General features: G+C 39.0%; 1 protein-coding gene. It reads left to right on the top strand.

Annotated elements, in window-relative coordinates:
* On the top strand, positions 1–933 hold a 933-nt coding region (locus tag C6Y02_RS19145), incomplete at both ends, for an IS1182 family transposase (protein WP_106031979.1).

Below are 933 nucleotides of genomic sequence, written 5' to 3' on the forward strand. Positions count from 1 at the left end.
TTGAAAAAGAAATTTACTATAACATGGCGTATAGATGGTTTTTAGGTTTGAACATCAATGACCCCGTTCCTCATCACTCGACCATTAGCTGGAATCGTCGTACTCGATTCAAAGATACAACGATTTTTCAAGATATTTTTGATGAAATTGTGCTTCAAGCCATCAATCATGATATGGTAGGAGGCCGCGTTCTTTTTTCTGATTCAACTCATCTTAAAGCCAATGCCAATAAACATAAATATACGAGAAAAACGATTGAACAAGATACCCAGAACTATATAAATGAATTAGAAGAAGCGATCCAAGAAGATCGGGTGGCACACGGAAAAAAGCCCTTAAAGGTAAAAGAGGAGGTGAAAACGAAAAAAGACATTCGTCAAAGTATGACTGACCCTGAGAGTGGCTATCTTTATCGTGAAAATAAACCGGAAGGCTTTTTCTACCTAGACCACCGTACAACGGATATGAAGTACAATATCATCACGGATGCCCATGTCACGCCCGGCAATATCCATGATTCTATTCCGTATCTTGATCGATTGGATCACCAAATCGCCCGATTTGGTTTTCAAGTAGAAGCTGTTGCCCTTGATTCTGGTTATTTGACAACCTCAATCTGTAAAGGTTTATCGGATCGCCATATTTTTGGTGTCATCGCACATAGACGCTTTCATCCAACAAGAGGATTATTTGAGAAGTGGAAATTTCAGTATGATTCTGAATCTGATCACTACATATGCCCAAATGGCGAGAAGCTATTATATACGACAACTGATCGAAAAGGTTATAGGTTCTACAAATCAGACCCTAAAAAATGCGTATCGTGTCCTTTCCTTGAGAGCTGTACAAGATCGAAAAATCATCAAAAAGTGATCTCAAGACATGTATGGGAGGAACACAAAGAAAAGATCAGACAACATCGTCTGTCTGCCT

It is taken from the genome of Bacillus sp. NMCC4 (assembly GCF_002998555.1).
Taxonomy (GTDB): Bacteria; Bacillota; Bacilli; order Bacillales; family Bacillaceae; genus Bacillus.